This is a genomic window from Pseudomonas sp. Sample_9 (assembly GCF_004307535.1).
Classification (GTDB): Bacteria; Pseudomonadota; Gammaproteobacteria; order Pseudomonadales; family Pseudomonadaceae; genus Aquipseudomonas; species Aquipseudomonas mercuritolerans.
The window spans coordinates 4,756-5,147 of sequence record NZ_RAZO01000462.1 but is presented as its reverse complement, the minus strand read 5'-3'; the positions used below and the strand labels follow the sequence as shown (position 1 = coordinate 5,147).

Below are 392 nucleotides of genomic sequence, written 5' to 3'. Positions count from 1 at the left end.
TCAGCATCAAGGTCGGCCTGTCGAAAACCTTCCACGACGAAGCCCCGGAACTGGTCGCCGTGCTGGAAAAGGTCAACCTGCCGATCGACCTGCTCAACCAGAACCTCGGGCGCATGGCCAAGGAGCGCATCGAGTCGGCAAAACTGGCGAAAATCTTCCTCAAGGAACATCCTGAAGTCTGGCACGCATGGGTGAGCGACGACGCAGCCAAGAAAATCGACGCGGCCTTGTAGGTCAGGTTGACCCGGCTGCCAGCCACGGCAGCCGGACGCTTGATCGCAACCCCTTGATTGAGAGTCCCTTATGTTTCCCGAAAGCTTTACCTTTTCCATCGCCGACTGGGTCAACGGTTGGGTCGATTCGCTGGTGACCAATTACGGCGACGTGTTCCG

1 protein-coding gene and 1 pseudogene are annotated in these 392 nt (G+C 58.2%); both read left to right on the top strand.

Going from position 1 to position 392, the window contains the following annotated elements; all coding sequences use genetic code 11:
- Positions 1-233 (top strand): glycine betaine ABC transporter substrate-binding protein (locus D6877_RS30120; protein ID WP_277751501.1); only part of this gene is annotated, 233 nt, incomplete at its 5' end.
- Between the two features lie 70 nt (positions 234-303).
- Positions 304-392, top strand: a pseudogene (locus D6877_RS30115) (proline/glycine betaine ABC transporter permease); the annotation flags it as partial.